Source organism: Aquincola sp. J276, assembly GCF_024700035.1.
GTDB lineage: Bacteria > Pseudomonadota > Gammaproteobacteria > Burkholderiales > Burkholderiaceae_C > Aquincola > Aquincola tertiaricarbonis.
The window spans coordinates 1,202,324-1,227,618 of record NZ_JAJONC010000001.1 but is presented as its reverse complement, the minus strand read 5'-3'; the positions used below and the strand labels follow the sequence as shown (position 1 = coordinate 1,227,618).

Here is a 25,295-nt window from a genome sequence, read left to right as displayed (position 1 = left end):
GCTGGCAGCGCAGCGATGCTCAGCCCAGGGCGAGCATCGCCTCCACCAGCTCGGCCGCGCGCAGCGGGCCGCGCCGGCCGGCGGCAGCGGCCGCGTCGGCGGCGGCACCATGCAGGCGCACGCTGTCCAGTGCGGGCAGCCAGCCATCCTCGCCGGGCGTTGGCGCCCAGCGCCCGCCCAGCCAGCCGGCCAGCACGTCGCCGGTACCGGCGGTGGCCAGCAGGGCGTTGCCGGTGGCATTGATCATCGGCAGCCGCGCCGGCGCCGCCAGCACTGTGCCGGACCCTTTCAGGACCACCACCACCTGCAGCCGCGCGGCGATCTGCAGCGCGGCATTCAGCCGGTCCGCCTGCACCTGGGCGGCGCTGCAGCCCAGCAGGCGTGCGGCCTCCAGCGGATGCGGCGTCAGCACCGTGTGCTGGCCGCGGCGCGCGCGGGCAGCCAAGGCCTGCTGCAGCGTGGCGTCGGCGGCAATGGCGTTCAGCGCGTCGGCGTCCAGCACCAGCCGCGGCACATGTTCGAGCACCGGCGGCAGCAGCGCCGCCACGGCCTGGCCGCCGCCACAACCGCACACCACGGTGGCGGCCGTCAGCAGGCCGGCGGTGTCGGACCATGCGGCCGGCCGGTGCATCAGCTCGGGTCGGCCGTCATCGCCTGCCGCCTCCGGATCCAGCAGGCTCAGGTAGATGCGGCCGGCGCCTGCTGCCAGCGCCGCCCGGCCGGCCAGCCGTGCGGCGCCTGCCATGCCCGGCGCCCCGCCGATCACCACCACGTCACCGAAGCTGCCCTTGTGTTGCGCATGCTGGCGTCGCAGCAGCGACCCGGCGCCGGCCAGCGTGGGCGCCAGCCGTGCGAGCGGCGCCTGCAGTGCGCGCTGCGGCTCGTCGACGCCGATGTCGTCATGCCACAGGCGGCCGCACAGCTCCCGGCCCTGGCCGGTGAACAGGCCCGGCTTCAGCGCCAGCAGCGACAAGGTGTCGGTGGCGCGCACCACCGTCTCGCCCAGCGGGGCACCGGTCTCGGCATGCAACCCGGAGGGCAGGTCCACCGCCAGCAGCGGACCGCGGTGCAGGGCCGTGCGGCCGATGGCGGCGGCGACGGCGCCTTCCGGTGCGCGGCGCGCACCGAGGCCAAGCAAGGCGTCGATCAGCAGGTCGGCTTCGAGGCGCTCGGGCAGCGCGGTCTCGATGCGGGCACCGGCCTGGCATGCACGCTGCAGCGATCGGGCGGCGTCATCGGGCAGGGCGGCGGCGTCCGCCCTCAGCAGCACCTGCACCTGCCGGCCGCTGCGCAGCAGGGTGCAGCGCCGCTTCCAGGCCGTCGCCGCCGTTGTTGCCTGGGCCGGCCAGCACGCACACGCGGCGCGCATGCGGTGCCAGCGCCTGGGCCAGCCGCGCCACTGCCAGTCCGGCACGTTGCATCAGGGTGTGGGGCGGCAGCACCGCGGCGGCGGCCGACTCGATCTGCCGTGCCGCCGCGATGCCGTGGAGCGGCCGCGGCTGATCCAGGGGCAGCACCGGTTCAGTCGTCCGCGCCATGGCAGCTCCTGGGAATGTCAGCGCAGGCGTTCCAGCGCCAGGCGCGTGGTGTCGATGGCCGGCGTGCGGCCTGCCAGCTGGTCGGCCAGCGCACGGGCCGATCCGCAGGACAGTGCCCAGCCGCTGGAGCCATGGCCCAGGTTCAGCCACACGCCGGCCTGGCCGCTGGCGCCGAGCACTGGCGGGCCATCGGGCAGCATGGGTCGTGCGCCCTTCCAGCGCTGCGCCTGCGCCAGGTGGGTGGCACCCGGGAACCAGTCGTGCAGCACCTTGTACAAGGTGTCCATCGGCGCCTTCGACCATTGCCCCGGCGCGCCGCCCAGCTCCGCGCTGCCAGCCACCCGCACGCGCTGGCCCAGGCGAGAGATGGCGATCTTGTACTTCTCGTCCATCAGCGCCGCGCGGGGTCCGAAATCGGGATGGCCCTCGACGATGCGCAGCGGTGCGGTGAGCGAGTAGCCGTACACCGGCTGCATCGGCAGCTTCACGCCCAGCCGGCCCAGCAAGGGCAGGGCGCCCATGGCCGCACACAGCACCACCGCGTCGAAGGGCTGCGTCTGCTCGGGGCCGGGCATGTCCTGCTGTGCATGCTCGGCGAAGCGCAGCACCGGCGTGCGGCTGCCGGCGTCGATGCCGCGCACGGTGTGGTGGAAGCGGAAGCGTGCGCCCAACCGCTGGGCTTCCGCGCGCATCAGCATCGCGAACTGGCGGCAGTTGCCCACGCCGTCCTGTGCCAGATGCACGCCGGCATGCAGCGGCGTGGCCGCGTCCAGGCCGGGTTCGATCTGCCGGCATCGCGCGGCGTCCACCAGGTGGAAGTCCACGCCCAGCTCCGCCAGCAGCTTGAGCGAGCCTCGGGCGCCGGCCACGTCGCGCGGCGTGCGCAGCAGCACCAGCAGGCCCTGCGCCTGTTCATATTCCAGGTGCAGCGTGTGCTGCAGGTCGGCCAGGCGCTCGCGGCTGTAATGCGCCAGCGCATGCATGGCCCGTCGGTTGGGACCGTAGGTGTCCGGATGGCAGGCGCGCCACCAGCGCCACAGCCAGCCCATCAGCGCAGGGCCGGGCATGCCGCCGAAGCGCACCGGCGCATGCCGGCTCAGCAGATGGCGCAGCACCTTGGCGGGCATGCCGGGCGCGGCCCAGGGGGTGACATAGCCTGGGGCGAGCACTCCGGCATTGGCAAAGCTGGTTTCCTCGGCCACGGTGCCGCGGCGCTCGAACACCTCCACCTCGTGGCCGTCCGCGGCCAGCTCGTAGGCGGTGGTCACGCCGACGATGCCGGCGCCAATCACGGCGACGCGCATTCAGCGCGGGCCCGCCGCGCTGAATGCGCCGCGGAAGCAGTGGGACACGGAGGAGCCGGCGCGTTGGCGCGCCGGAGAAGAGGGCCGTTGGGGCATGCTGGAAGGGCCGGCCGGCGATGCGCCGGTGGCGGAGAAGGAGGATGGCGCCTGGGCGCGTGCTAGAATCCTTTGGTTTACCCGGCCACTGCCATCCTGGCGGCGTGCTTGTCGGTAAATCAATCGCGAATCCGGCTGCTGAAAGGTGTCGGGACAGGCGCTCCAAGGAGCGTGACGCGAGGGGAAAAGCCCTTGCAGTTCCTGTTTCGATTCACGCCGGATTCTAGACCCAACCTTCGGAGTCTCCATGTCCGTCACGATGCGTGAAATGCTGGAAGCCGGTGTCCACTTTGGCCACCAAACGCGCTTCTGGAACCCCAAGATGGCCCCGTACATCTACGGCCATCGCAACAAGATCCACATCATCAACCTCGAGAAGACGCAGCCGCTCTTCGAAGAGGCGATGAAGTTCGTCCGCCAGCTGGCGGCCAAGCGCGGCACGATCCTGATGATCGGCACCAAGCGCCAGGCTCGCGAGGTGATCGCCGAAGAAGCGCAACGCGCCGGCATGCCTTACGTCGACCAGCGCTGGCTCGGCGGCATGCTGACCAACTTCAAGACGGTCAAGGGCTCGCTGAAGAAGCTGAAGGACATGCAGGCCCAGGTCGAGGCCGGCACCCAGCCCGCCATCAAGAAGGAAGCCCTGATGTTCCAGCGCGAGATCGCGAAGCTGGAAAAGGACATCGGCGGCATCGGCGACCTGACCGCGCTGCCTGACGCGATGTTCGTCATCGACGTCGGCTACCACAAGATCGCCATCGCCGAAGCCAAGAAGCTGGGCATTCCCATCATCGGCATCGTCGACACCAACCACTCGCCGGTGGGCATCGACTACGTCATCCCCGGCAACGACGACTCGGCCAAGGCCGTGGCGCTGTACGCCCGTGCGGTGGCCGACGCCGTGCTGGAAGGCAAGGCCAACGCCACGAACGAACTGGTGCAGGCCGTGACGGCCGGCGACGACGAGTTCGTCGAGGTCAGCGAAGACGCCTGATCCGCGCCCAAGGACTGCGACGGTGCCCCCGGTGCCGTTCAAGCCGACATTGTTCGAAAGGGGCCGCTGAGCCCCTTTTTCACTCAACGGAGAATTTGAGATGCCCGCAATCACCGCAAGCATGGTCGCCGAGCTGCGCGCCAAGACCGATGCGCCGATGATGGAATGCAAGAAGGCGCTGACGGAAGCCGAAGGCGACCTCGGCCGCGCCGAAGAGATCCTGCGCGTCAAGCTGGGCAACAAGGCCGGCAAGGCCGCCTCGCGCGTGACCGCCGAAGGCGTGGTCGCCGCGGCCGTGAACGGCACCACCGGCGCCCTGATCGAAGTCAACTGCGAGACCGACTTCGTCTCGAAGAACGACTCGTTCCTGGCCTTCGTGCAGGCCGCCGCCAAGCTGGTGGCCGAGCACAACCCGGCCGACGTCGCCGCGCTGTCGGCCCTGCCGTACGAGCAGGACACCTTCGGCCCGACGCTGGAAGACGTGCGCAAGGGCCTGATCGGCAAGATCGGCGAGAACATGTCGATCCGCCGCTTCAAGCGCTATGCCGACGGCGGCAAGCTGGCCAGCTACCTGCACGGCACGCGCATCGGCGTGATGGTCGAGTTCGACGGCGACGACGTGGCCGCCAAGGACGTGGCGATGCACGTGGCCGCGATGAAGCCGGCCGCGCTGTCGTCGTCCGAAGTGTCGGCCGAGCTGGTCGAGAAGGAACGCAAGATCGCCGCCGAGAAGGCCGCTGAATCGGGCAAGCCGGCCGAGATCGTCGCCAAGATGGTCGAGGGCTCGGTCGCCAAGTTCCTGAAGGAGGTCTCGCTGCTGGACCAGACCTTCGTCAAGAACGACAAGCAGACCGTGGCCGCGATGCTCAAGGCCGCCAACACCACGGTCAAGGGCTTCACGCTCTACGTGGTGGGCGAGGGCATCGAGAAGAAGCAGGACGACTTCGCGGCCGAAGTGGCTGCGCAGGTGGCGGCGGCCAAGGGCCAGTAACCGTCTGCAAAGCAAAGGGGCCGCAAACGCGGCCCCTTAAACTAGAACAAGTTGAACATCGCTCACGGGGGAGCCGAATGCCGGCGTACAAGCGCATCCTGATCAAACTCTCCGGCGAAGCCCTGATGGGCGACGACCAGTTCGGCATCAACCGCGCGACCATGGTCCGCATGGTGCGCGAAGTGCACGAAGTCACCCAGATGGGCTGCGAAGTGGCGGTGGTGATCGGCGGCGGCAACATCTTCCGCGGCGTGGCCGGCGGTTCGGTGGGCATGGACCGCGCCACCGCTGACTACATGGGCATGCTGGCCACGGTGATGAACTCGCTGGCCCTGGCCGACACCATGCGCCAGGAAGGCATGACCGCCCGCGTGATGAGCGCCATCGCGATCGAGCAGGTCGTCGAGCCGTATGTGCGGCCGAAGGCGCTGCAGTACCTCGAAGAGGGCAAGGTCGTGGTGTTCGCGGCCGGCACCGGCAACCCGTTCTTCACCACCGACACGGCCGCCGCGCTGCGCGGTGCCGAGATCGGCGCCGAGATCGTGCTGAAGGCCACCAAGGTCGATGGCGTGTACACCGCCGATCCGAAGAAGGATCCGACGGCCACGCGCTACACCAACATCTCGTTCGACGAAGCGATTACCAAGAACCTGCAGGTGATGGACGCCACCGCGTTTGCGCTGTGCCGCGACCAGAAGCTGCCCATCAAGGTGTTCTCCATCTTCAAGAGCGGTGCGCTCAAGCGTGTGGTGCTCGGCGAGGACGAGGGCACGCTGGTGCACGTCTGAGGAATTGTCATGACCGTTGCCGACATCAAGAAAACCGCCGAAGGCAAGATGGCCAAGTCCATCGAGTCCTACAAGTCCGAGCTGCAGAAGATCCGTACCGGCCGCGCCCACCCGGGCATCCTGGACCAGGTGCAGGTGGAGTACTACGGCTCGCAGGTGCCCATCAGCCAGGTGGCCAACGTCACCCTGATCGATGCCCGCACGATCAGCGTGCAGCCCTGGGAAAAGGGCATGGGGCCGAAGATCGAGAAGGCCATCCGTGAAAGTGACCTGGGCCTGAACCCGGCTTCGCAGGGCGACCTGATCCGCGTGCCAATGCCCGCGCTGACCGAAGAGCGCCGCAAGGACCTGACCAAGGTCGTGCGCCACGCCAGCGAGGATTCCAAGGTGGCCGTGCGCAACCTGCGCCGCGATGCCAACGACCAACTGAAGAAGCTGGTCAAGGACAAGGCCATCAGCGAAGACGACGAGCGCCGCGCCCAGGACGACGTGCAGAAGCTCACCGACCGCACGATCGCCGAGATCGACCGCCTGACCCAGGCCAAGGAAGCCGAGATCCTGGCGGTTTGAGCGTGAGCGCCTCCGTTCCGCGCCATGTGGCCATCGTGATGGATGGCAACGGCCGATGGGCCAAGAAGCGCTTCATGCCGCGTTTCTTCGGCCACAAGCAGGGGGTCGATGCGCTGGTGCGCACGGTGCAGGCCTGCGCCGACCGCGGCGTCGAGTACCTCACCGTGTTCGCCTTCTCCACCGAGAACTGGAAGCGCCCGACCGAAGAGGTCTCGGGGCTGATGGGCCTGGTGCTGGTGGCGGTGTCCAAGTACCTCGGCAAGCTGGCGCGCGAAGGCGTGCGCATCCGCATCGTGGGCGATCGCTCGGCGGTGTCGGACAAGGTGCGGCAGGCCTGGGAGCAGGTGGAATCCACCACCGCCCACAACCAGCGCATCACGCTGATCGTGGCCTTCAACTATGGGGGCCGCTGGGACGTGGTGCAGGCCGCGCAACAGGCCATCCGCGACGGCGTGCCGGCCGATGCGCTGGACGAGCGCAAGCTCGGCCAGTACATGGCGATGGGTTTTGCGCCCGACCCGGACCTGTTCATCCGCACCGGCGGCGAAGTGCGCATCAGCAACTTCCTGCTGTGGCAGATCGCCTATTCGGAGCTGCATTTCTCCGATTGCCTGTGGCCCGATTTCGGTGAAGCCGAACTCGACGCCGCCATCTCCGCCTATGCCGAACGCGATCGCCGCTTCGGTGGCGTCAAGCCCGCGCCGGCGGCGTCCCTTGCCGTCGGCAACTAGAAGTCGTCGCAGTCCATGCTCAAGCAGCGCGTGATCACGGCGGTGGTGCTGCTTGCAGTGCTGCTGCCCGCCTTGTTCGCCTCCAGTCCCTGGCCCTTCGGCCTGCTCACGCTGGTGATGGTTGCCGCGGCCGGCTGGGAATGGGGCCGGCTCAACGGCCTGGCGGGCGGTGCCGTGCTCGTGGGCGCGGCCGTGGCGCTGATCTGCGGGGCGGCCTGGTGGACCGGCACCGCCTTCGGCGCCTGGCCGCTGGTGGCGGTAGCCTGGATCGTGGGCGTGGCGCTGGTGCTGCGGGCCGGTCCAGCCGGCTGGCCAAAGACGCCGGCCGCCCTGCGCTGGGTGCTGGGCGTGGCGCTGCTGTGCGTGGCCTGGCTGGCGATGACGCAGGGCAAGGCGCTGGGCCTGAACTTCCTCTTGTCGGTCTTCTGCCTGGTGTGGATGGCCGACATCGCCGCCTACTTCAGCGGCCGCGCCTTCGGCCGGCGCAAGCTGGCCCCCACCATCAGCCCCGGCAAGAGCTGGGAGGGCGTGTACGGTGGCGTGGTCGGCGTGCTGCTGCTGGCGGTGCTGTGGTCGCTGGCCGACGCGCACTTCATGCCAGCTTCGCCCAGCCTCTACAGCTTGCTGCCGGCCCGCCTGGGCTGGCCGCTGGCGCTGCTGGCCCTGCTGGTGCTGGCCGGCATGAGCGTGGCCGGCGACCTCTTCGAATCCCTGGTCAAGCGGGCCGCCGGCGCCAAGGACAGCAGCCAGCTGCTGCCCGGCCACGGCGGCGTGCTCGATCGCATCGACGCGCTGCTGCCGGTGCTGCCCATCGCCATCGCGTTGGCCACTCTCTGAGCCTCCTGTTCCCATGACCCATCGCCAGCGCATCACCATCCTCGGCTCCACCGGCTCGGTCGGCACCAGCACACTGGACGTCATGGCCCGCCACCCGGAGCGCTTCGAGGTGTTTGCGCTCACCGCCCATGCCAAGGTGGACGAGCTGGCCGCCCAGTGCGCGCGCTGGCGGCCGCGTTATGCGGCCATGCCGTCGGCCACGCTGGCCGGGCAGCTCCGCGACAAGCTGCGCGCCGAAGGCATCGCCACCGAGGTGCTGCAGGGCGAGCAGGCCCTCTGCGACCTGGCCAGCCACCCCGAGGTGGATGCGGTGATGGCCGCCATCGTCGGCGCCGCCGGCCTGCCGCCGTGCCTGGCCGCGGCCCGCGCCGGCAAGCGGCTGCTGCTGGCCAACAAGGAGGCGCTGGTGGTCGGCGGCGCGCTGTTCATGCAGGCGGTCAAGCAGGGCGGTGCCACGCTGCTGCCGATCGACAGCGAGCACTCGGCCATCTTCCAGTGCCTGCCGGAAGACCGCAGCGCCTGGGCCCAGCGCATCGACCACATCGTGCTCACCGCCTCGGGCGGGCCGTTCCGCGACCGCGATCCGGCCACGCTGGCCGACATCACGCCCGACCAGGCCTGCGCCCATCCCAACTGGGTGATGGGGCGCAAGATCTCGGTCGATTCGGCAACGATGATGAACAAGGCGCTGGAGGTGATCGAGGCGCGCTGGCTGTTCGACCTCGCGCCCGAGCAGATCCACGTGGTGATCCATCCGCAGAGCATCATCCATTCGATGGTGGTGTGCCGCGATGCCTCGGTGCTGGCGCAGCTGGGCACGCCCGACATGCGGGTGCCGATCGCGTATGGCCTGGCCTTTCCGGAGCGCATCGAGTCCGGCGCGTCGCAGCTCGACTTCCTCACGCTGTCGTCGCTCAGCTTCTCCCCGGCGGACCGGCAGCGCTTCCCCGGCCTGTACCTGGCCTGGGACGCCCTGCGCGCGGCCGAGGGCAGCACCACGGTGCTGAATGCCGCCAACGAGGTGGCCGTGGAGGCCTTCCTCGCCGGCCGTACCGGGTACATGGACATCCACCGCATCAATGCCGCGACGGTGGAGGCGGTGCAGCCGGCCTTGCCGGCGCAGCCCGCGCTGGACGACCTGCTGGCGCTGGACGAGGCGGCGCGTGCCCATGCACGGCAGCTGGTGCGCGGGGTGGCCTCATGACCACCGTGCTGGCCTTCCTGCTGACGCTGGGCGTGCTCATCGTCATCCACGAATACGGCCACTACCGCGTGGCACGCGCCTGCGGCGTGAAGGTGCTGCGCTTCTCGGTGGGCTTCGGCCGCGTGCTGTGGCGCCGCCAGGCCACGCCGGACAGCACCGAGTTCGTGCTCAGCGCGCTGCCGCTGGGCGGCTATGTGCGCATGCTGGACGAACGCGAGGGCCCGGTGGCGCCGGACGAGCGTCCGCAGGCCTTCAACCGCAAGTCGCTGGGCCAGCGCGCGGCCATCGTCGCGGCCGGTCCGGCGGCCAACCTGCTGCTGGCGGTGGTGCTGTATGCGGCCGCGCAGTGGATCGGCGTGGATGAGCCGCGCGCCATCCTGTCCGCGCCGGTGGCGGGCAGCCTGGCCGAGCGCGCCGGCCTGCGGGCCGGTGACGAGGTGACGGCGCTGTCCAGCGACGGCCAGGACTGGCAGGACGTGGCCTCGCTCACCGACCTGCGCTGGCGTGTCACCCAGGCCGCGGTGCAGGGCGAGCGGCTGCACATGCTGGTGGGTGAGCCCGGTGGCCACCGCAGCCGCACCGTGGTGCTGGAACTGGACCGCGTGGCAGGCCAGGACATGGACGCGGCGATGGTGCGACAGATCGGCATCGGCGCACCGTACAGCGAGCCGGTGCTGGGCGAGGTGAAGCCGGCCGGCCCGGCGGCACGTGCCGGATTGATGGAAGGTGACCGCGTGCTGCGCGTGGACGGCCAACCCATCGGCGATGCCCAGGCGCTGCGCGAGCGCATCCGCCAGGGCGTGCGCCAAGGCGCGTCGGTGCCACAGTCGTGGACGGTGGAACGCCAGGGCCGCAACCTGGAGCTGACGGTGGAGCCGCGCGTGGCCACCGAAGGCAGCACCGCCATCGGTCGCATCGACGCCTTCGTGGGCCAGCCGCCGCAGATGGTCAACGTGCAGCGTGGGCCGGTCGAAGGCCTGGTGAATGGCGCGGCGCGCACCTGGGAGGTCTCGGTCCTCACGCTGAAGATGATGGGCCGCATGCTGGTCGGCGAGGCATCGCTGAAGAACCTCTCCGGCCCGCTGACCATCGCCGACTATGCCGGCCAGTCGGTGCAGCGCGGCCTGCCCGACTACCTCGCCTTCCTGGCGCTGGTGAGCGTGAGCCTGGGGGTGCTTAACCTGCTGCCGCTGCCCATGCTCGATGGCGGGCACCTCATGTATTATCTTTTCGAGGGTCTGACCGGGCGCCCGGTCTCCGAGTTGTGGCTCAAGTGGCTGCAACGTGGCGGCGCCTTCATCATGCTGCTGCTGATGTCCCTCGCCCTTTCCAACGATGTGGCCCGCCTCCTGGGCCTGCACTGAAGCGTTTCCCCCGATGCATTCATTCTTTTGCCCGAGCCCGCTGCGGCCGGTGGCTGCCTGCGTGGCCCTGGCCTGCGGCCTGGCCGCGCTGCCGGCGCTGGCCGTCGAACCCTTCACGCTGAGGGACATCCGCATCGAAGGCCTGCAGCGCACCGACCCCGGCACCGTCTTCGCCGCGCTGCCGTTTCGCATCGGCGATACCTACACCGACGAAAAGGGCGCGGCCGGCCTGCGTGCGCTGTTCGCCACCGGCCTGTTCAAGGATGTGCGCATCGAGGTGGAAGGCGACGTGCTCGTGGTCATCGCCGATGAGCGCGCGGTGATCTCCTCGGTCAACTTCATCGGCTTGAAGGAGTTCGACAAGGACACGCTGACCAAGTCGCTGAAGGACGCCGGCATCGGCGAAGGCCTGCCCTTTGACCGCGCGGTGATCGACCGTGCCGAGCAGGAGATCAAGCGCCAGTACCTCACCCGCAGCCTGTACGGCGCCGAGGTGGTGACCACCATCACCCCGCTGGAGCGCAACCGCGTGGATGTCACCTTCACCATGACTGAAGGTGAAGCCGCCAAGATCAAGGAAATCCGCATCGTCGGCGCCAAGGCATTCTCGGAGAGCACGCTGCTGGGCCTGTTCGAGCAGAGCACCGGCGGCTGGCTGACCTGGTACACCAAGAGCGACCGCTATTCGCGCACCAAGCTCAACGCCGACCTGGAAGCCCTGCGCGCGTACTACACCAACCGCGGCTACCTGGAGTTCGTCGTCGAGTCCACGCAGGTCACGATCTCGCCGGACAAGCAGGACATCTCCATCACCATCTCCGTGCGCGAAGGCCAGCGCTACACCGTCACCGCGGTGCGGCTGGAGGGCGACTACCTGGGCCGCGACCAGGAGTTCAGGGACCTGGTGCGCATCAAGCCGGGCGAGTCGTACCGCGCGGAAGACGTGGCCCAGACCACGCGCCTGTTCACCGAGCGCTTCGGCCTGTTCGGCTATGCGTTCGCCCGGGTGGAGCAGCGCCCCGAGATCGACCGCGCCACCGGCCAGGTGGTGGTGGTGCTGAATGCGGAACCGCAGCGCCGCGTGTACGTGCGCCGCGTGAACGTGGCCGGCAATACCCGCACGCGCGACGAAGTGGTGCGCCGCGAGTTCCGCCAGTTCGAGTCGGCCTGGTACGACGGCCAGAAGATCAAGCTCTCGCGCGACCGCGTGGACCGCCTGGGCTACTTCAAGGAAGTGAACGTCGAGACCAACGAGGTGGCGGGCACCGCCGACCAGGTGGACCTGACGATCAACGTGGTGGAGAAGCCCACCGGCAACCTGATGCTGGGCGCCGGCTTCTCCAGCGCCGACAAGCTGGCGCTGACCGGCTCGATCAAGCAGGAAAACGTCTTCGGCTCGGGCAACTACCTGGGCATCGAGGTCAACACCAGCAAGTACAACCGCAACATCGTGTTGTCCACGGTGGACCCGTACTTCACGATGGATGGCATCTCGCGGGCCTTCGACGTGTACTACCGCACCAGCAAGCCGCTGAACAGCCAGGGCGTGGACTACGAGCTGTCCACGCCGGGCGCGTCCATCCGCTTCGGCGTGCCGTTCTCCGAGTACGACACGGTGTTCTTCGGCATCGGCGTGGAAAGCACGCAGATCAAGGGCCCGGGCGCGCTGCCCAACAGTTACCTGATCTACCGCGAGCAGTTCGGCGAACGCAGCCTGACCGTGCCGCTGACGCTGGGCTGGGCCCGCGACCAGCGTGACAGCGCGCTGGTGCCCACCACCGGCAGCTACAAGCGCGTGAACGTCGAGCTGTCGGCGCTGGGCGATGCCCGCTACGTGCGTGCTAATGCGCAGTACCAGCAGTACATCCCGCTGGGCCCGCAGTTCACGCTGGGCCTCAACGGCGAACTGGGCTGGGGCAAGGGCATCGGCGGCCGACCGTATCCCATCTTCAAGAACTTCTATGGCGGCGGCCTGGGCTCGGTGCGGGTGTTCGACCAGAGCTCGCTGGGCCCGGTGGACGTGACCGGCACCTACATCGGCGGCAACCGCCGCATCAACTTCAATGCCGAGCTGTACGTGCCGGTGCCGGGCGCCGGCAACGACAAGACCTTGCGCATCTTCGGCTTCACCGACGTGGGCAACGTGTGGGGCGAACATGAGTCGCTGGACGCCGGAACGCTGCGTGCCTCGGCCGGTATCGGCCTGTCGTGGATCTCGCCGGTGGGCCCGCTGAAGCTCAGCTTCGGTGCGCCGATCCGCAAGGAACGCAACGATAGAATCCAGAAATTCCAATTCCAGATCGGGACAGCGTTTTGATGAACAAGGTGAAGACGTTGGCGGCCGCGGTGGCAACCGCGTCGCTGTGGGCGACGTGCTCGGTCGCGCAGGCCCAGGAGTTGAAGATCGGCTACGTCAACAGCGAGCGCGTGCTGCGCGAGGCCACGCCCGCCAAGGCCGCGCAGAGCAAGCTGGAAGCCGAGTTCGGCAAGCGCGAGAAGGACCTGGCCGAGGTGGCCAACCGGCTCAAGGCCGCTTCCGACAAGCTGGACAAGGAAGCCCCCACGCTGAGCGAGGCCGAGCGCACCCGCCGCCAGCGCGAGCTGGTGGAGCAGGACCGGGACTTCCAGCGCAAGCGCCGCGAGTTCCAGGAAGACCTCAACAACCGCAAGAACGAAGAGCTGGCCCTGGTGGTGGAACGCGCCAACAAGGTGATCAAGCAGATCTTCGACAGCGAGAAGTACGACCTCATCCTGCAGGAAGTGGTCTTTGCCGGCCCGCGTGTCGACATCACCAAGAAGGTGATCGACGCGCTGAACGCCGGCAAGTGATGCGCGGCCAGCGCCCGGGCTGGCTGGCATGACGATCTCGCTCACGCTCGCTGACATCACCGCCCGCCTGGGGGGCGACGTCACCGGCGATCTGGCGATGCGCTTCGATCGCATCGGCCCGCTGTCAGGGGCCACCGCCACGACGGTGAGCTTCCTGTCCAATCCCCGCTACCGCTCGCAGCTGGCCGACACCTCGGCCGGCTGCGTGATCGTCGCGCCGGCGCAGGCCGACGAGGCGAGGGCGCGGCCGGCCGGTGGCGCCGTCATCGTCACGCCCGACCCCTACTTGTATTTCGCCCGGCTGACGCAGCTCTGGGCCGAGCTGACGCGCCCGCGCGAAGCCGCCGGCGTGCATGCCAGCGCGGTGGTCGACGCCGCGGCGCAGGTGCATGCCACGGCCCACGTCGGCCCCATGGTGTGCATCGGCCCTGGCGCGGTGGTGGGCGAGGGCGCAGTGATCGGTGCGCAGACGGTGATCGGCCGCGATGTGCGCATCGGCGCGCACACCCGCATCGCGCCGCGCGTGGTGGTGGGGGATGGCTGCTCGGTGGGCGACCGCTGCATCCTCCACAGCGGCGTGGTGATCGGCGCCGACGGCTTCGGCTTCGCGCCGACCGAGGGCCGCTGGGAGAAGATCGAGCAGCTGGGCGCGGTGCGCATCGGCGACGACGTGGAGATCGGTGCCAACACCTGCATCGACCGCGGGGCGCTGGACGACACGGTGCTGGAAGACGGGGTCAAGCTCGACAACCTGATCCAGATCGGCCACAACGTGCACGTCGGCCGCCACACCGCAATGGCCGGCTGCGTGGGCGTGGCCGGCAGCGCGCGCATCGGTGCCGGCTGCACCGTGGGCGGTGGCGCGATCATCCTGGGCCACCTGCAGCTGGCCGACGGCGTGCACGTGTCGGCGGCCACGGTGGTCACCCGCTCCATCCTCAAGCCAGGCCAGTACAGCGGCGTGTTTCCCTTCGATGACAATGCCGCGTGGGAGAAGAACGCCGCCACGCTGCGTCACCTGCATACCTTGCGCGACCGCGTGCGGGCGCTCGAAAAGAAGAACGTTTGACGATGATGGACATCCACCAGATCCTGAAGAAGCTGCCCCACCGCTACCCGATCCTGCTGGTCGACCGGGTGCTGGAACTCGAAAAGGGCAAGCGCATCCGTGCCATCAAGAATGTCACCATCAACGAGCCGTTCTTCATGGGCCACTTCCCCAACCGGCCGGTGATGCCCGGCGTGCTGATGCTCGAAGCGCTGGCCCAGGCTGCCGCGCTGCTCAGCTTCGAGTCGATGGACGCGGAGTTGACCGACGACATGGTGGTGTATTTCGTGGGCATCGACGGTGCGCGCTTCAAGCGCGTGGTCGAGCCCGGCGACCAGCTGACGCTGGAAGCCAGCATCGAGCGCGCCAAGGCCGGCATCTACAAGTACAAGACCCGCGCCAGCGTGGACGGCGAAACCGCCGTGGAAGCCGAGCTGATGTGCACCATGCGCAAGGTGGCATGACCACGATCCACGCCACCGCCATCGTCGACCCGAAGGCCGAGCTGGATCCTTCGGTGAGCGTGGGGCCGTATGCGGTCATCGGGCCGCATGTGCGCATCGGCGCCGGCACCACGGTGGGCCCGCATGCGGTGATCGAAGGGCACACCACGATCGGGCGCGACAACCGCATCTTCCAGTTCGTGTCGCTGGGCGCCATGCCGCAGGACAAGAAGTACGCGGGTGAGCCCACCGAACTGCACATCGGCGACCGCAACACCATCCGCGAGTTCTGCACCTTCAACACCGGCTCCGCGCAGGACGCGGGCGTCACCCGCATCGGCGACGACAACTGGGTGATGGCCTACGTGCACATCGCCCACGACTGCCAGGTGGGCAACGACAACACGCTGGCCAACAACGCCACTTTCGCCGGCCACGTGCATGTGGGCGACTACGTGACCGTGGGCGGCCTGACCGGCATCCACCAGTTCGTGAAGATCGGCTCCTACGCGATGCTCGGCTTTGCCAGCGCGGTGACGCAGGACGTGCCGCCCTACATGCTGGTGGACGGCAATCCGCTGGCGGTGCGCGGCTTCAATGCGGTGGGGCTGAAGCGCCGCGGCTTCAACGCCGAGCGGGTGAACGCCGTCAAGCAGATGCACCGGGCGCTGTACCGCAGGGGCCAGACGCTGGAAGAGGCCCGCGCCGAGATCGCCGGCCTGAGCGCCACCGTACCCGACGCGGCCGGCGACGTGGCGATGATGCTGGACTTCCTGCAGGCCGCCACCCGCGGCATCGCGCGCTGACCGTGGATACCGCGGCGCAGGCTCCGCGGTTCGGCATGGTGGCGGGCGAGACGTCCGGCGACCTGCTGGCCGGTCTGCTGATGGGCGGCATGAAGCAGCGCTGGCCGGCCATGCAGGCGGCCGGCATCGGCGGCCCGCGCATGGCGGCCCACGGCTTCCAGGCCTGGTGGCCGCACGAGAAGCTGGCGGTGCGCGGTTATGTGGAGGTGCTGCGCCACTACCGCGGCATCTCGCGCATCCGCGACGAGCTGAACGAGCGCCTGTTGCAGCAACGGCCCGACGCCTTCATCGGCATCGATGCACCCGATTTCAACCTGGGCCTGGAAGCTCGGCTCAGGACCGCAGGCATCAAGGCCATCCATTTCGTGTGCCCCTCGATCTGGGCCTGGCGCGGCGGGCGGGTGAAGAAGATCGCGGCCAGCACCGACCATGTGCTGTGCCTGTTCCCGTTCGAGCCGGAGCTGTTGCACGCGCATGGCGTGCCTGCCACCTACGTCGGCCATCCGCTGGCCGATGCCATTGCGCTGCGGGCACCGCGGGCGGCCGCGCGCGCCGCGCTAGGCCTGGCCGACCATGCGCCGGTGGTGGCGGTGCTGCCCGGCAGCCGCCGCTCCGAGATCGAGATGATCGCGCCCGTCTTCCTGCAGACCGTGGCCCTGCTGGCCCGCCAGCGGCCCGACCTGCGCTTCGTGCTGCCGGTGGTGCCGGGCCTGCGCGAGCTGGTCGAGCCGCTGCAGCGCCAGCACGCGCCTGAGGCGCCGCTCACGTTGCTCGACGGCCAGTCGCACGAGGCCCTGGCCGCGTGCGACGTCACGCTGATCGCCAGCGGTACCGCCACGCTGGAGGCGGCGCTGTTCAAGCGGCCGATGGTCATCGCCTACCGCATGAACGCGATCAGCTGGCAGATCATGAAGCGCATGGCCTACCAGCCCTGGGTGGGCCTGCCCAACATCCTGTGCCGCGACTTCGTGGTGCCCGAGCGCATCCAGGAAGCTGCGCAACCGGCGACACTGGCGGCCGATGTGCTGGCCTGGCTGGACGCGCCGGCCCGCATGGCGGCGGTCACCGGCCGCTTCGAAGAACTCCACCATCTGTTGCGGCGGGACACCGGCCGCACCGCCACCGATGCCATCGCGCAAATCCTCGAAAGCTGAGCAGCTGGGCCTGTCCTGGGACGTGCCCGGGCTCCTGGTCGCCGGCGTGGACGAAGCCGGCCGCGGCCCGCTCGCCGGCCCGGTGGTGGCCGCAGCGGTCATCCTGGACGATCTGCGGCCGATCAAGGGCCTGGCCGATTCCAAGGTGCTGACCGCCCGCCGCCGGGAGGAGCTGTACGAGGAGATCCGCGCCCGCGCGCTGTGCTGCAGCGTGGGCGAGGCGACGGTGGAGGAGATCGACCAGATCAACATCCTGCAGGCCACGATGCTGGCGATGCGCCGGGCGGTCGACGGCCTGCGGCTGCTGCCGGGCAAGGTGCTGGTGGACGGCAACCGGCTGCCGGTGCTGCGGGTGCATGCCGAGGCCATCATCGGCGGCGACGCCACGGTGCAGTCGATCTCGGCGGCGTCGATCATCGCGAAGGTCACGCGCGACCGCGGCTGCAGGGCGCTGCACGAGCGCTTTCCGCTCTACGGCTTCGACGAGCACAAGGGCTACAGCACGCCCGACCACCTGCATGCGCTGCGCACCCACGGCGCCTGCGAGGCGCACCGCCGCAGCTTCGCGCCGGTGCGCGAGGTGCTGACGCCGGTGGGCGTGCTGCCGATGCCGCCGACGCCGCGATGAACGAACCGGCGCTGATCACTTCGCGCGACAACCCGCTGCTGGTCAAGCTGCGCAAGCTGGCGCAGGACCCGGCCGGCTATCGCAAGCTGGGCCTGCTGTGGCTGGAGGGCGACCATCTGGCGCGTGCGCTGCAGTCGCGCGGCGGCCGTGCCCAGCAGGCACTGGTCAGCGAAAGTGCCTGGGCCCGCGAGCCCAGCCTGCGCGACCTGGCCGGCTGGGCGGACAAGGTGAGCCTGCTGCCGGATGCGCTGTTCAAGTCGCTGAGCACGTTGGAGTCGCCGGCCGCCATCGGCTTCGTCGTCGCGGCGCCGGCCTCGCCCGCCATCCAGCCGGGCGCGCCCTCGGTGGTGCTGGACCGGCTGCAGGATGCCGGCAACGTCGGCAGCATCCTGCGCAGCGCGGCGGCGCTCGGCTTTGAGCAGGTGGTGGCGCTCAGGGGCACGGCGGCCCTGTGGTCGCCCAAGGTGCTGCGGGCCGGCATGGGCGCGCATTTCGGGCTGCGGCTGGTGGAGGGCGCGGACGAGGATGCATTGGCGGCGCTGCAGCTGCCGCTGGTGGCCACCAGCTCGCACACCGAAGCCGTGCTGCACCAGGCCGAGCTGCCCTGGCCCTGCGCCTGGGTGATGGGCCATGAAGGCCGCGGCGTGGCGCCGGACTTGATGGCGCGCTGCGCGCTGGCGGTGCGCATTCCGCAGCCGGGCGGCGAGGAATCGCTGAACGTGGCCGCCGCGGCGGCCGTGTGCCTGTACGAATCGGCGAGGCGGCGGCTTCAGTAGATCAGGCGGTCGGGGCGGATGTCCCGCAGGATCGTGGTGGCGATCTCCTCGATCGACTTGTGCGTGGAGCTCAGCCAGCCGATGCCCTCGCGCTTCATCATCGCTTCGGCCTCGTTCACCTCGTAGCGGCAGTTCTCCAGCGCCGCGTACTTGCTGCCGGGCCGCCGCTCGTTGCGGATCTGCGCCAGCCGCTCCGGATCGATCGACAGGCCGAAGCACTTGGCCTTGAAAGGCGCCAGCGCCGAGGGCAGCTTGTTGCGCTCGAAGTCCTCGGGGATCAGCGGATAGTTGGCCGCCTTGATGCCGTGCTGCATCGCCAGATACAGCGACGTGGGCGTCTTGCCGCTGCGGCTCACGCCCACCAGGATCACGTCGGCCAGCTCCAGGTTGCGCGACGACTGCCCGTCGTCGTGCGCCAGCGAGAAATTGATCGCCTCGATGCGGTCGTCGTATTCCTGGCTCTTGGCCGCGTCGGAGAAGCGCCCCACCCGGTGGTTCGACTTCATGCCGAACTCGTGCTCCAGCGGCTCGACGAAGGTGCGGAACATGTCGAACACCATGCCGCGGCAGTCCGGCGCGGTCACCACGTCACGGATCACCTCGTTGACCAGCGTGATGAACACGATGGGCGGCTTGCCCTCACGCTCGGCCACCTCGTTGATCTCCAGCACCACCTGGCGGGCCTTCTCTTCCGTGTCGATGAAGGGGCGGCGCACACGCCGGGGCTTGGCCGTGAACTGCGCCAGGATCGAGTTGCCGAAGGTCTCGGCGGTGATGCCGGTACCGTCGGACACAAAAAACACGGAGCGATTGGGCATGGCCAGGGCGCTGTGGCAGCAGGGAAGGGGACATGGATCATAGGCCGCGAAGGACTTCACGAAGGCCCGCTTCCGGTGCGGCTTCGAAACTAGAATCGGCGCCAATTCCTTCCCACGCCACGACGCCCATGCGCTGCCCCCGCCCCATAACCCGAACAACCAGCACGGCTGGCCGGGTGGCGCGCGTCCTCGGCCGAGCGGAAGCACCGGTTTCTTGTCATCACGGAGTTTTCCCATGTCCCAACCCAACCTGGCGACCGCCCTGGTCGCGCCGTTCGAACAACTGAGAATGACCGATGTCGAGGTGGTCGGCGGCAAGAACGCCAGCCTCGGCGAAATGATCAGCCAGCTCGCCAGCACCGGCGTGCGCGTGCCCGGCGGCTTCGCCACCACGGCGCACGCGTTCCGCCAGTTCCTGTCGCACGGCGGGCTGGACAAGAAGATCAACGCCCGCCTGGCGGCGCTGGACACCGACGACGTGCGCGCGCTGGCCGAAGCCGGCGCCGAGATCCGCCGCTGGGTGGAAGAGACGCCGTTCCCGGCCGACCTGGAGCAGGCCATCGCGGCCGAGTTCGAGAAGCTGACCGCCGGCAACCCGGGCGCCTCGTTCGCGGTGCGCTCTTCGGCCACCGCCGAAGACCTGCCCGACGCCTCGTTCGCCGGCCAGCAGGAAACCTTCCTCAACGTCGTCGGCCTGCCCGAGGTCATGTCGAAGATGAAGGAGGTGTTCGCCTCGCTCTACAACGACCGCGCCATCAGCTACCGCGTGCACAAGGGCTTCGCCCATGCCGACGTGGCGCTGTCGGCCGGCGTGCAGCGCATGGTGCGTTCCGACCTGGGCGCGGCCGGCGTGATGTTCACCATCGACACCGAGTCGGGCTTCAAGGACGTGGTCTTCATCACCTCCAGCTACGGCCTGGGCGAGACGGTGGTGCAGGGCGCCGTCAACCCCGACGAGTTCTACGTGCACAAGCCGGCGCTCAAGGCCGGCAAGCTGGCCGTCATCCGCCGCAACCTGGGCTCCAAGCTCATCAAGATGACCTTCGCCTCGCCCGAGGAAAAGGCCGCCTCCGGCAAGCTGGTGAAGACCGAGGACACGCCGCCCGAGCAGCGCAACCGTTATTCGCTGAACGATGCCGACGTGACCGAGCTGGCCAGGTACGCCCTCATCATCGAGGAGCACTACGGCCGCCCGATGGACATCGAGTGGGGCAAGGACGGCGGCGACGGCAAGCTCTACATCCTGCAGGCCCGCCCTGAGACGGTCATGAGCCAGGCCGAAGGCAAGGTCGAGCAGCGCTACAAGCTGCGCGGCGACACCAGCAAGAACACGGTGCTGGCCGAAGGCCGCGCCATCGGCCAGAAGATCGGTACCGGCCCGGTGCGGCTGGTCAGCTCCATCACCGAGATGGAACGCGTGCAGCCCGGCGACGTGCTGGTCACCGACATGACCGACCCCAACTGGGAGCCGGTGATGAAGCGCGCCAGCGCCATCGTCACCAACCGCGGCGGCCGCACCTGCCACGCGGCCATCATCGCGCGTGAACTGGGCATCCCGGCCGTGGTGGGCTGCGGCGATGCCACCGACAAGCTGGCCGACGGCGCGCTGGTGACGGTGGCCTGCTCCGAGGGCGACACCGGCTACATCTACGACGGCCTGCTGGACACCGACGTGTCCGACGTCGAGCCGGTCGACCTGCCGTACTGCCCCATCAAGATCATGATGAACGTGGGCAACCCGCAGCTGGCCTTCAACTTCGCCCAGATGCCGAATTCGGGCGTGGGCCTGGCGCGGCTGGAATTCATCATCAACAACAACATCGGGGTGCACCCGAAGGCCATCCTCGACTACCCCAACATCGACGCCGACCTGAAGAAGGCGGTGGAATCGGTGGCCCGGGGCCATGCCAGCCCGCGCGCCTTCTACGTCGACAAGCTGGTGGAGGGCATCGCCACCATCGCCGGCGCCTTCTGGCCCAAGACGGTGATCGTGCGGCTGTCGGACTTCAAGAGCAACGAGTACCGCAAGCTGATCGGCGGCTCGCGCTACGAGCCCGACGAAGAGAACCCGATGCTGGGCTTCCGCGGTGCGTCGCGCTACATCAGCGGCGACTTCAGCGACGCCTTCGCGATGGAGTGCGAGGCGCTCAAGCGCGTGCGCAACGACATGGGCCTGACCAACGTCGAGATCATGGTGCCCTTCGTGCGCACGCTGACCCAGGCGCGCAAGGTCAACGAGATGCTGGCCGAGCACGGCCTCAAGCGCGGCCAGGACGGCCTGCGCCTGATCATGATGTGCGAGGTGCCGAGCAACGCCATCCTGGCCGAGCAGTTCCTCGAGTACTTCGACGGCATGTCCATCGGCTCGAACGACCTGACGCAGCTGACGCTGGGCCTGGACCGCGACTCCGGCCTGGAGCAGCTGGCCGGCGACTTCGACGAGCGGGATCCGGCCGTCAAGGCCATGATCTCGCGCGCCATCGCCGCCTGCCGCGCCACCGGCAAGTACGTCGGCATCTGCGGCCAGGGGCCCAGCGACCATCCGGACTTCGCCGACTGGCTGGCGCAGGAAGGCATCGTGTCGATCTCGCTGAACCCCGACACGGTGATCGAGACCTGGCAGCGGCTGGGCGCCGCCAAGTAGCCTGCGGGCGGGAGCGCGTCTGACCACCGCCCGCGGCAGCAGCGCAGGCGCCTTCGAACGGCGCCTGCACCGGCGCTACGGGATGTTCGCGCTGGGCGTGCTGCTGTTCGTGGCGCTGCTGGCCTGGGCCGAGCACGGGGGCTTCTCGCGGGCGTGGATCGGCACCATGTTCCTGGTGGCCACGGTGGCGGTTTACGCCACCATCGGGCTGTCGTGCCGCACCACCGACGAGGCCGAGTACTACGTGGCCGGCCGGCGCGTGCCGGCCTTCTACAACGGCATGGCCACCGCCGCCGACTGGATGAGCGCGGCCTCCTTCCTCGGCATGGCGGGCGTGCTGTACCTGCAGGGCTTCGGCGGCCTCGCCTACCTGCTGGGCTGGACCGGCGGCTTCTGCCTGGTGGCGCTGCTGCTGGCGCCGTACCTGCGTCGCTTCGGCCAGTTCACCATCCCCGACTTCATCGGCGAGCGCTACGGCGGGCTGCCGCGCTTCATCGCGGTGGCGGCGGTGCTGCTGGTGAGCTTCGTCTACGTGGTGGTGCAGATCTACGGCGTCGGCCTGATCACCTCGCACCTCACCGGCTTCAGCTTCGAGGTGGGCATCTTCGTCGGCCTGGGCGGCGTGCTGGTGTGCTCCTTCCTGGGCGGCATGCGCGCGGTCACCTGGACGCAGGTGGCGCAGTACATCGTGCTGCTGATTGCCTTCCTGCTGCCGCTGACCTGGCTGTCGGTCAAGCAGAGCGGCAGCTGGCTGCCGCAGATCACCTATTCGCAGCAGCTGCAGCAGGTGACGCGCATGGAGGAACACCTGCGCAACGACGCGGCCGAGCAGCGGGCGCAGGCGGCGCTGGAGCGGCGGGCCATCAGCGCGCAGCAGAAGCTGGCCGACGTGCCTGCGGCCATGAAGGAGGATGCGCAGCGACAGGCTGAACGCATCCAGGCGCTGCGTGCGGAAGACGCGCCGCTGCGCCGCATCCAGCAGGCCGAGCGGCAGCTGGCACTGGCCCCGCGCAACGAGGCCGACGCGCGCGCAGCCTACGAGCGCGAGCGCGACCGCGCCGCGCAGCAGGCGCTGCCGCTGGGCGGCATGGCGCCGCAGGCCGAGCCGTTCGCGCCGTCGCAGCCGGGGCCTTCCTCCGACGAAAGCGGCCGCCGCAACTTCGTGGCCCTGGTGCTGTGCCTGATGATGGGCACGGCCGCCATGCCGCACGTGCTCACGCGCTACTACACCACGCCCTCCGTGGCGCAGGCGCGCAACTCGGTGGGTTGGTCGCTGCTGTTCATCACGCTGCTGTACCTGTCGGCGCCGGCGCTGGCGGTGCTGGTGAAGTACGAGGTGCTCAGCCACCTGGTCGGCACGCCGTTCGACGAACTGCCGGCCTGGATACGGCGCTGGAGCAAGCTGGATTCCGGCCTGGTGTGGGTGGAGGACATCAATGCCGACGGCCTGCTGCAGCTGGCCGAGCTGCGGCTCAGCGGCGATCTCATCGTGCTGGCCGCGCCGGAGATCGGCGGGCTGCCCTACGTGGTCACCTGCCTGGTGGCTGCGGGCGGGCTGGCGGCGGCCCTGTCCACCGCGGACGGCCTGCTGCTGACGGTCGCCAATGCCCTGTCCCACGACATCTACTACCGCGCCATCAACCCGCGGGCGTCGGCCATCCGGCGGGTGATGATGTCGAAGATGCTGGTGCTGGTGATCGCGTTGATCGCGGCCTGGGTGGCCTCGCTGCGCATCGCCAACATCCTGCAGTTCGTGTCGGCGGCTTTCTCGCTGGCGGCCTCGGCCTTCTTCCCGGCGCTGGTGCTGGGCATCTTCTGGAAGCGCGCCACCCGCTGGGGTGCCACCGCCGGCATGTTGAGCGGGCTGCTGGTGTGCATGGGCTACATGGCCGCCAATCTTTCGGCGTTCCGCAACCTGGTCGGCCTGCAGCCGGCCGCCGACGCATGGCGCTGGTGGGGCATCGACCCGGTGGCCGCCGGCGTGTTCGGCGTGCCGGTGGGTTTCCTGGTGATGGTGCTGGCCAGCCACCTCGGTCCGGCACCGTCGCGCGATCAGCAGACGCTGGTCGAACGCCTGCGTTCCCCCAGCCCGGGCTGAACTGCTATACTCGCGGGCTTTTCCGGGCCTGCAGGGTTCGGGGAAGAACCCAATCCAGGGTGTGCGCCTGCGCGCACCCCGGCCTTGCCGCAGGCGAACCGATGCAGCGCCGCGGCTTCCACCACGGAATCCACAAGGAGAATCCATGCGTCACTACGAGATCGTTCTGCTGATCCATCCGGATCAAAGCGAACAGGTTCCGGCCATGCTGGAGCGCTACAAGGGCAGCATCACGAATGCTGGCGGCACGGTGCACCGTGTCGAGGACTGGGGCCGCCGCCAACTGGCCTACCAGATCCAGAAGCTCAGCAAGGCCCACTACCTCTGCCTCAACATCGAGTGCAGCAAGGAAACGCTGGAAGAGCTGGAAACCGGCTTCCGCTTCAACGACGCCGTGCTGCGTCACCTGACCGTGGCGATGGACAAGGCCGAAACCGCGCCGTCCGTCATCATGAAGCAGGTCGAGCGCGAAGAAGCCCGCAAGCAGCAAGCGCAGGAGAGCGCCGCCTGAGCATGATGTTCGCGGCCTGGCAGTTGCTCGCATGAACCGGCTGGTTCTGCAAGCGCAATTGCTGGAGCGTGCCGCGCTGCGCTACACCCCTGCCGGTCTGCCGGCCCTGGACCTGGTGCTTCAGCACGAGTCCGAGGTCAGCGAGAACGGCCACCCCCGCAAGGTGTCTCTCGAGATGCGTTCGGTGGCGATCGGGGAGATCACGCAGCCGCTGAGCAAGCTGGAACTGGGCGCCTCGCGCACCTTCGCCGGCTTTCTCGCAGCAGCACGCAACGGCCGCGGCGTCGTGTTCCATGTCACGGCACTCGACTGACGAGCGCACCTGTTCAATCCCGGATCCAGAATCAAACGAGGTCACTATGCCCCCGCCACGTGGTAAAGGCCGTTCGGCCAAAGATCGCAAGCCCAAGCGCAACCAACAATCGCTGCTGTTCCGCCGCAAGCGCTTCTGCCGCTTCACGGTCGCCGGCGTCGAGACGATCGACTACAAGGACATCGACACGCTGCGCGATTTCGTCGGTGAAAACGGCAAGATCACGCCCGCTCGCCTGACCGGCACGCGTGCGTTCTTCCAGCGCCAGCTGACGACGTGCATCAAGCGCGCCCGTTTCCTGGCCATGCTGCCGTACTCCGACCAGCACAAGTCCTGAGGAAACCGCCATGCAAATCATCCTGCTGGACAAGGTTGCCAACCTGGGCAATCTCGGTGATGTCGTCAAGGTCAAGGACGGCTACGCCCGCAACTTCCTGATCCCGACCAAGCGCGCCCGCCGCGCGACCGACGTCGCGATCAAGGAATTCGAAGCCCGCCGCGCCGAGCTCGAGAAGGCCGCCGCCGAAAAGCTGTCGGCCGCTCAAGCCCTGGGCGACAAGCTCAACGGCAAGTCGGTCCGCATCGCGCAGAAGGCCGGTGTCGATGGCCGTCTGTTCGGCTCGGTCACGAATGCCGACATCGCCGACGCGCTGAAGAAGGAAGGCTTCGACATCGCCAAGTCGCAAGTGCGCCTGCCCAACGGCCCGCTGAAGACCATCGGCGAGTTCACGGTGGCGGTCGCTCCGCACACCGACGTGGTGTCGGAAGTCACCATCGTGGTGGTCGGCGAAACCGACTGATCGCCTCGGC

At 68.9% G+C, this 25,295-nt stretch carries 24 protein-coding genes and 1 pseudogene; 22 read left to right on the top strand and 3 right to left on the bottom strand.

Annotated features, from left to right (window positions below; all coding sequences use genetic code 11):
- Positions 1-19: 19 nt before the first annotated feature.
- Both LRS14_RS05735 and LRS14_RS05730 read right to left on the bottom strand, forming a co-directional pair.
- Positions 20-1,538, bottom strand: a pseudogene (locus tag LRS14_RS05735) (NAD(P)H-hydrate dehydratase).
- Positions 1,539-1,555: 17 nt separating this feature from the next.
- Positions 1,556-2,842 carry a D-amino acid dehydrogenase gene (locus tag LRS14_RS05730; protein ID WP_257798924.1) on the bottom strand — a complete coding sequence of 429 codons (1,287 nt, stop codon included), beginning with the start codon at positions 2,840-2,842 and terminating at the stop codon, positions 1,556-1,558.
- 343 nt (positions 2,843-3,185) lie between these two features.
- Here LRS14_RS05730 and rpsB point away from each other — a divergent pair, with 343 nt between their 5' ends.
- The 16 genes from rpsB to LRS14_RS05650 all read left to right on the top strand — a co-directional run bounded on the left by rpsB (position 3,186) and on the right by LRS14_RS05650 (position 18,101).
- On the top strand, positions 3,186-3,932 hold the full coding sequence (gene rpsB / locus LRS14_RS05725) for a 30S ribosomal protein S2 (protein WP_046111448.1): 747 nt from the start codon (positions 3,186-3,188) through the stop codon (positions 3,930-3,932).
- Between the two features lie 100 nt (positions 3,933-4,032).
- The gene (tsf, locus tag LRS14_RS05720) at positions 4,033-4,923 is read left to right on the top strand and encodes a translation elongation factor Ts (protein WP_257798923.1); all 891 of its coding nucleotides are present in this window, start codon (positions 4,033-4,035) and stop codon (positions 4,921-4,923) included.
- A 77-nt stretch (positions 4,924-5,000) separates the two neighbouring features.
- Positions 5,001-5,711, top strand: a complete 711-nt coding sequence (gene pyrH, locus LRS14_RS05715) for a UMP kinase (protein ID WP_046111446.1) — start codon at positions 5,001-5,003, stop codon at positions 5,709-5,711.
- Positions 5,712-5,720: 9 nt separating this feature from the next.
- Complete coding sequence (frr, locus tag LRS14_RS05710; protein WP_046111445.1) at positions 5,721-6,281, top strand: ribosome recycling factor; 561 nt, start codon at positions 5,721-5,723, stop codon at positions 6,279-6,281.
- Positions 6,278-7,012 (top strand): polyprenyl diphosphate synthase, encoded by a 735-nt coding sequence (gene uppS, locus LRS14_RS05705; protein WP_083440336.1) that lies wholly within the window; start codon positions 6,278-6,280, stop codon positions 7,010-7,012. Before frr ends, uppS begins: the two co-directional genes overlap by 4 nt.
- Before the next feature lie 15 nt (positions 7,013-7,027).
- Positions 7,028-7,849, top strand: coding sequence for a phosphatidate cytidylyltransferase (locus LRS14_RS05700; RefSeq protein ID WP_257798922.1), 822 nt, complete (start codon positions 7,028-7,030; stop codon positions 7,847-7,849).
- A 13-nt stretch (positions 7,850-7,862) separates the two neighbouring features.
- A complete protein-coding gene (ispC, locus tag LRS14_RS05695; protein ID WP_257798921.1) occupies positions 7,863-9,053 on the top strand; it encodes a 1-deoxy-D-xylulose-5-phosphate reductoisomerase in 1,191 nt (396 codons plus the stop codon).
- Positions 9,050-10,417, top strand: coding sequence for an RIP metalloprotease RseP (gene rseP / locus LRS14_RS05690; RefSeq protein WP_257798920.1), 1,368 nt, complete (start codon positions 9,050-9,052; stop codon positions 10,415-10,417). Before ispC ends, rseP begins: the two co-directional genes overlap by 4 nt.
- 13 nt (positions 10,418-10,430) lie before the next feature.
- A complete protein-coding gene (gene bamA, locus LRS14_RS05685) occupies positions 10,431-12,734 on the top strand; it encodes an outer membrane protein assembly factor BamA (RefSeq protein WP_052736070.1) in 2,304 nt (767 codons plus the stop codon).
- Positions 12,734-13,246: an OmpH family outer membrane protein gene (locus LRS14_RS05680; RefSeq protein WP_198156859.1), complete on the top strand. Its 513-nt coding sequence runs from the start codon at positions 12,734-12,736 to the stop codon at positions 13,244-13,246. Before bamA ends, LRS14_RS05680 begins: the two co-directional genes overlap by 1 nt.
- Before the next feature lie 34 nt (positions 13,247-13,280).
- On the top strand, positions 13,281-14,315 hold the full coding sequence (lpxD, locus tag LRS14_RS05675) for a UDP-3-O-(3-hydroxymyristoyl)glucosamine N-acyltransferase (RefSeq protein WP_404977577.1): 1,035 nt from the start codon (positions 13,281-13,283) through the stop codon (positions 14,313-14,315).
- Between the two features lie 2 nt (positions 14,316-14,317).
- Positions 14,318-14,758 carry a 3-hydroxyacyl-ACP dehydratase FabZ gene (fabZ, locus tag LRS14_RS05670; protein ID WP_046111441.1) on the top strand — a complete coding sequence of 147 codons (441 nt, stop codon included), beginning with the start codon at positions 14,318-14,320 and terminating at the stop codon, positions 14,756-14,758.
- The gene (gene lpxA / locus LRS14_RS05665) at positions 14,755-15,543 is read left to right on the top strand and encodes an acyl-ACP--UDP-N-acetylglucosamine O-acyltransferase (protein WP_257798918.1); all 789 of its coding nucleotides are present in this window, start codon (positions 14,755-14,757) and stop codon (positions 15,541-15,543) included. Before fabZ ends, lpxA begins: the two co-directional genes overlap by 4 nt.
- Before the next feature lie 35 nt (positions 15,544-15,578).
- Positions 15,579-16,697: a lipid-A-disaccharide synthase gene (gene lpxB, locus LRS14_RS05660; RefSeq protein WP_257800420.1), complete on the top strand. Its 1,119-nt coding sequence runs from the start codon at positions 15,579-15,581 to the stop codon at positions 16,695-16,697.
- Positions 16,669-17,325 (top strand): ribonuclease HII, encoded by a 657-nt coding sequence (gene rnhB / locus LRS14_RS05655; RefSeq protein ID WP_046111439.1) that lies wholly within the window; start codon positions 16,669-16,671, stop codon positions 17,323-17,325. The genes lpxB and rnhB overlap by 29 nt, the downstream gene beginning before the upstream one ends.
- The gene (locus tag LRS14_RS05650; RefSeq protein ID WP_257798917.1) at positions 17,322-18,101 is read left to right on the top strand and encodes an RNA methyltransferase; all 780 of its coding nucleotides are present in this window, start codon (positions 17,322-17,324) and stop codon (positions 18,099-18,101) included. The genes rnhB and LRS14_RS05650 overlap by 4 nt, the downstream gene beginning before the upstream one ends.
- Here the strand turns inward: LRS14_RS05650 and LRS14_RS05645 are convergent.
- Positions 18,095-18,919, bottom strand: a complete 825-nt coding sequence (locus tag LRS14_RS05645; RefSeq protein WP_046111437.1) for a pyruvate, water dikinase regulatory protein — start codon at positions 18,917-18,919, stop codon at positions 18,095-18,097. The two genes, LRS14_RS05650 and LRS14_RS05645, sit on opposite strands and share 7 nt — an antisense overlap.
- A gap of 235 nt (positions 18,920-19,154) precedes the next feature.
- On the opposite strand from LRS14_RS05645, the gene ppsA reads away from it, so the two are divergent.
- The 6 genes from ppsA to rplI all read left to right on the top strand — a co-directional run bounded on the left by ppsA (position 19,155) and on the right by rplI (position 25,285).
- Positions 19,155-21,563: a phosphoenolpyruvate synthase gene (ppsA, locus tag LRS14_RS05640; RefSeq protein WP_257798916.1), complete on the top strand. Its 2,409-nt coding sequence runs from the start codon at positions 19,155-19,157 to the stop codon at positions 21,561-21,563.
- Between the two features lie 82 nt (positions 21,564-21,645).
- Positions 21,646-23,661 (top strand): VC_2705 family sodium/solute symporter, encoded by a 2,016-nt coding sequence (locus LRS14_RS05635; protein WP_257798915.1) that lies wholly within the window; start codon positions 21,646-21,648, stop codon positions 23,659-23,661.
- Between the two features lie 145 nt (positions 23,662-23,806).
- Positions 23,807-24,172 (top strand): 30S ribosomal protein S6, encoded by a 366-nt coding sequence (rpsF, locus tag LRS14_RS05630; RefSeq protein ID WP_046111434.1) that lies wholly within the window; start codon positions 23,807-23,809, stop codon positions 24,170-24,172.
- A gap of 31 nt (positions 24,173-24,203) precedes the next feature.
- Entirely contained in the window at positions 24,204-24,485 is a 282-nt protein-coding gene (gene priB, locus LRS14_RS05625) for a primosomal replication protein N (RefSeq protein ID WP_046111433.1), read from the top strand.
- Positions 24,486-24,531: 46 nt separating this feature from the next.
- Positions 24,532-24,822, top strand: coding sequence for a 30S ribosomal protein S18 (rpsR, locus tag LRS14_RS05620; protein ID WP_046111432.1), 291 nt, complete (start codon positions 24,532-24,534; stop codon positions 24,820-24,822).
- Between the two features lie 10 nt (positions 24,823-24,832).
- The gene (rplI, locus tag LRS14_RS05615) at positions 24,833-25,285 is read left to right on the top strand and encodes a 50S ribosomal protein L9 (protein WP_046111431.1); all 453 of its coding nucleotides are present in this window, start codon (positions 24,833-24,835) and stop codon (positions 25,283-25,285) included.
- Positions 25,286-25,295 lie beyond the last annotated feature (10 nt).